Source organism: Mycobacterium sp. (assembly GCF_049281135.1).
Classification (GTDB): domain Bacteria; phylum Actinomycetota; class Actinomycetes; order Mycobacteriales; family Mycobacteriaceae; genus Mycobacterium.
The window spans coordinates 1-4,157 of sequence record NZ_JBAPRN010000524.1 but is presented as its reverse complement, the minus strand read 5'-3'; the positions used below and the strand labels follow the sequence as shown (position 1 = coordinate 4,157).

4 protein-coding genes and 1 pseudogene are annotated in these 4,157 nt (G+C 65.1%); 2 read left to right on the top strand and 3 right to left on the bottom strand.

Annotated features, from left to right (window positions below):
- Positions 1–455 (bottom strand): annotated as a pseudogene (locus tag WAN02_RS20800) (phosphoserine transaminase); the annotation flags it as partial.
- 198 nt (positions 456–653) lie between these two features.
- On the opposite strand from WAN02_RS20800, the gene WAN02_RS20795 reads away from it, so the two are divergent.
- The gene (locus WAN02_RS20795) at positions 654–1,697 is read left to right on the top strand and encodes an AurF N-oxygenase family protein (RefSeq protein ID WP_422266111.1); all 1,044 of its coding nucleotides are present in this window, start codon (positions 654–656) and stop codon (positions 1,695–1,697) included.
- A gap of 8 nt (positions 1,698–1,705) precedes the next feature.
- On the top strand, positions 1,706–3,409 hold the full coding sequence (locus tag WAN02_RS20790; protein WP_422266110.1) for an FAD-dependent oxidoreductase: 1,704 nt from the start codon (positions 1,706–1,708) through the stop codon (positions 3,407–3,409).
- Here WAN02_RS20790 and WAN02_RS20785 read toward each other — a convergent pair.
- On the bottom strand, positions 3,406–3,855 hold the full coding sequence (locus WAN02_RS20785) for a VOC family protein (RefSeq protein WP_422266109.1): 450 nt from the start codon (positions 3,853–3,855) through the stop codon (positions 3,406–3,408). The genes WAN02_RS20790 and WAN02_RS20785 overlap by 4 nt on opposite strands.
- A gap of 107 nt (positions 3,856–3,962) precedes the next feature.
- A partial coding sequence (locus tag WAN02_RS20780; protein WP_422266108.1) for a citrate/2-methylcitrate synthase occupies positions 3,963–4,157 on the bottom strand: 195 nt, incomplete at its 5' end.

The following is a 4,157-nucleotide window of genomic DNA, read 5'->3' as shown; positions in this document are numbered from 1 at the left end:
GTCGAGGTCTCGTTGTGCGCCCAGGCGATCACGTCAACGGAGGGATCGCCGTGCGGCTCCGGTGCACTGCCCGGATCGGCCTTGACGATGATCGGGTCGCCGACGAACGGGTTCTTGGCCACACATGAGGCGAATTTGGAGCTGAATTCGCCGTAGGTCAGGTGCAGAGACCGCTTGTCGATCAGCCCAAATGCCGCGGCATCCCAGAACGCCGTCGCCCCGCCGTTGCCCAGCACCACCTCGTAGCCGTCGGGTACCGAGAAGAGCTCGCGCAGTCCGGTGCGCACCCGGCCGACGAGATCCTTGACCGGCGCCTGCCGGTGCGACGTGCCAAAAAGCGCGGCGGCGCTGGTGGAAAGAGCCTGCAGTTGTTCGGGTCGGACCTTCGACGGACCGGATCCAAAGCGTCCGTCGCCGGGTTTGATGTTGTCGGGGATTGTGAGCTGGTCGGCCATGCTCACCAGGTTAGTGACCCGTCTGGGGGCGACATTCAGGCGGTAGGGGCCCTCGATGCCGATGTGGAATAGGTCACAGTGCACATATGTTCACGGATGGGCCACACTGCCCGTTTGGGGTCTAGTAAGTTCCCGATACCTTCGGTACTGTGTTGGACATAGCACGTCCAAATGTAAACCTCATTGGGGAGGCCAGGCATGGCTCAGACGGGAACCGCCCAGAAGCGGGCACGGACCAAGTTGGTGCGCCGCTGGCGCAACAACATGGAGGTTCAGGACGACGCCAAGTACGTGGAGATGCTGAACACGCTGTCCGAGGGATCAGTGCGGCGCAACTTCAACCCGTACACCGACATCGACTGGAAGTCGCCGGAGTTCGCGGTCATCGACAACGACCCGCGCTGGATTCTCCCGAAGACCGACCCGCTGGGCCGGCACTCCTGGTACCAGTCACAGTCTCAGGAGCGTCAGATCGAGATCGGCATGTGGCGTCAGGCCAACGTGGCCAAGGTCGGTCTGCACTTCGAGTCGATCCTCATTCGCGGCCTGATGGAGTACGCGTTCTGGGTGCCCAACGGGTCGCCGGAATACCGGTACTGCTTGCACGAAGCGGTCGAAGAGTGCAACCACACCATGATGTTCCAGGAGATGGTGAATCACATCGGGGCCGACGTACCCGGCATGCCGCGGATGCTGAAGTGGATCCAGCCCTACATTCCGTTGGCGGCAGGCCCCCTGCCGATCCCGTTCTGGTTCGGCATCCTGGCCGGCGAAGAGCCCATCGACCACACCCAGAAGAACGTGCTGCGTGAGGGCAAGGAACTGCACCCGATCATGGAGCGGGTGATGGCGATCCACGTGGCCGAGGAGGCTCGCCACATCTCGTTTGCGCACGAGTATCTGCGCAAGCGGGTTCCGAACCTGCCGCGCCGCAAGCGTTTCTGGCTCTCGCTCTACGTGCCGCTGACCATGCGGATCCTGTGTTCGGCGATTGTGGTTCCGCCCAAGGCTTTCTGGCGAGAGTTCGACATTCCGCGTTCGGTCCGCAAAGACGTGTTCTTCTCCTCCCCGGAGTCGCGTCAGATGCTGCGGGACATGTTCGGCGACGTCCGGATGCTGTGCCGCGACACAGGTTTGATGAACCCGTTGGCCAAGTTGATCTGGCGGATCTGCAAGATCGACGGTAAGCCGTCCCGCTACCGCAGCGAGCCGCAGCGCCAGCACCTCACGGTCGCAGCCTAGAGGTCTGCATGCCGCACGTTATTACCCAGTCGTGCTGTAGCGACGGGTCATGTGTCTACGCCTGTCCGGTGAACTGTATTCACCCGTCACCGGATGAGCCGGGCTTCGCCACCGCCGAGATGCTCTACATCGATCCGGTGGCGTGTGTGGACTGCGGCGCCTGCGTGAGTGCCTGCCCGGTGGGCGCCATTGCACCCGACGCCCGCCTGACGGCTGAGCAGCAACCGTTCATCGCGCTCAACGCGGCGTTCTATCCTGATCGTCCGGCCGACAAGAAGCTGCCGCCGACATCCAAACTGGCGCCGGTCATTCCGGCACCGGAAGTTCGCGGCAATCATGGCGGCCCGCTGACCGTGGCCATCGTGGGCTCTGGGCCGGCCGCGATGTACGCCGCCGACGAGCTGCTCACCCAACATGGCGTTCGGGTCAACGTCTTCGAAAAGCTGCCCACCCCTTATGGATTGATACGTGCCGGGGTAGCGCCGGACCATCAGACCACCAAGCGGGTCACTCAGCTTTTCGACCGGATCGCCCGTCGCCGCGAATTCCGGTTCTACCTCAACGTCGAGGTCGGCAAGCACCTGAGTCACGACGACTTGCTGGCGCATCACCACGCGGTCATCTACGCATCAGGGGCGCCCAACGATCGTCGGCTGGACATCGACGGGATGGACCTGCCCGGCACCGGCACCGCCACCGAGCTGGTGGCCTGGATCAACGGCCATCCCGATTTCACTGATCTGCCAGTCGATCTCAGCCACGAGCGGGTCATCGTCGTCGGCAATGGCAACGTCGCATTCGACGTGGCCCGCGTGCTCACCGCCGACCCGGACGACCTGGCCCACACCGACATCTCCGATCACGCGTTGACCGCGCTGCGCGCGTCACGGGTGCGGGAGGTCGTCATCGCGGCCCGCCGGGGACCCGAGCATTCGGCCTTCACCCTGCCCGAGTTGATCGGCCTGACGACAACCGCCGAGGTCGTTCTTTCCGATGTCGACCGCGAAGCGGTGCTGCGCGACCTGGCCAGCGTCTCCGACCCCTTGACGAGGCAGAAGCTGGAGATCCTGAGCGCGCTCGGCGACGCGTCGATCAACAGTCCGACTGCCCGGCCGCGGATCCGGCTGGCCTATAACCTGACGCCGCAGCGTATTTCGGGGGAACAGCGAGCCACTGGCATGGAGTTCGTCACCGGCACCGACGAGGTGCAGACGATCGAGGCCGGGTTGGTATTGACCTCGATCGGCTACCACGGCAAGGCGATCAAGGACCTGCCGTTCGACGACAAGGCGGGCGTGGTTCCTAACAACGGTGGCCGCGTCACGCATTCGGACTCAGACCAGCCTGTCGACGGCGCCTACGTGGCCGGCTGGATCAAGCGCGGGCCGACGGGATTCATCGGCACCAATAAGTCTTGTGCGCTGGAAACAGTTCAGCGACTGGTCGACGATTACAACGCCGGCACGTTACGCGACCCGATCGGCAAGCCGTCGGCGCTGGACAAGCTCGTCCGGCAGCGCCAATCCGACGTCGTCGATGCCGCCGGCTGGCGGGCGATCGACGCCGCCGAGGTGGCCCGCGGCGAAAGCGGCGATCGGCCCCGCAACAAGTTCACCTCGGTCACCGAGATGCTCAACGTCGCGGCCGCCGCGCCCACGCCTCCGCTGCACCGCCGGCTGGCCGATCGGCTGCGCGACCTGGCCGGCCTCTAGCCGCTGCCCACCGCCGCCGCGATCTCGTCCATGGTGACCTCGCGGACGGGCTGACCCAGTGACCACTGGTGGCCGAACGGGTCGCGGACCATGCCGTAGCGGTCGCCCCAGAACTGGTCGTCGAGCGGCATGACCACGGTGGCGCCGGCATCGAGAGCCCGTTGGAACTTGGCGTCGACGTCGGTCACCGTCAGGTGGATGGTTACCGGGGTGCCGCCCAGCGACGTCGGGGTCATCGACTTTCCGCCAGACATCTCCGGGAAGTCGTCGTTGAGCATCACCAGGAAGCCGTTGATGCGTAGTGCGGCGTGGATCAGCTTGCCGTCGGGGCGGGGCACCCGCCCGATTTCCTCGGCGCCAAAAGCCTTGACGTAGAAGTCGATCGCCGCGGCGGCGTCGTCGACAACGAGATGCGGGGACAGTGCGGGTTCGACGGCGATTGCCATCAGGGCCTCCTTGGTGTCGGTGCGTGGCCCGGGCGGGCCTACGGGTATGACTCGAGCTGCGATGCAATCTCATCACCGCCCACCGACAAGGAAGGCGCTTGCGGCTGTCAGACCGTGACGACCTCGTTCCAGCCCTCGACGGATTCCGGGCTGCGCGGTCCCGGGCCGACGTAAATCGCCGCCGGGCGAACCAGCTTGCCCAGCCTCTTCTGCTCGAGGATGTGCGCGCACCACCCGGCGGTACGGCCGCAGGTGAACATCGCCGGCATCATCCGCGCCGGCACCTGCGCGAAGTCCAGGAT

What these genes read in the sequence shown, in the direction of transcription:
- WAN02_RS20785 (WP_422266109.1), bottom strand. Translation starts at nt 3,855, where the DNA reads ATGGCAATCGCCGTCGAACCCGCACTGTCCCCGCATCTCGTTGTCGAC.
- WAN02_RS20795 (WP_422266111.1), top strand. Translation starts at nt 654, where the DNA reads ATGGCTCAGACGGGAACCGCCCAGAAGCGGGCACGGACCAAGTTGGTG.
- WAN02_RS20790 (WP_422266110.1), top strand. Translation starts at nt 1,706, where the DNA reads ATGCCGCACGTTATTACCCAGTCGTGCTGTAGCGACGGGTCATGTGTC.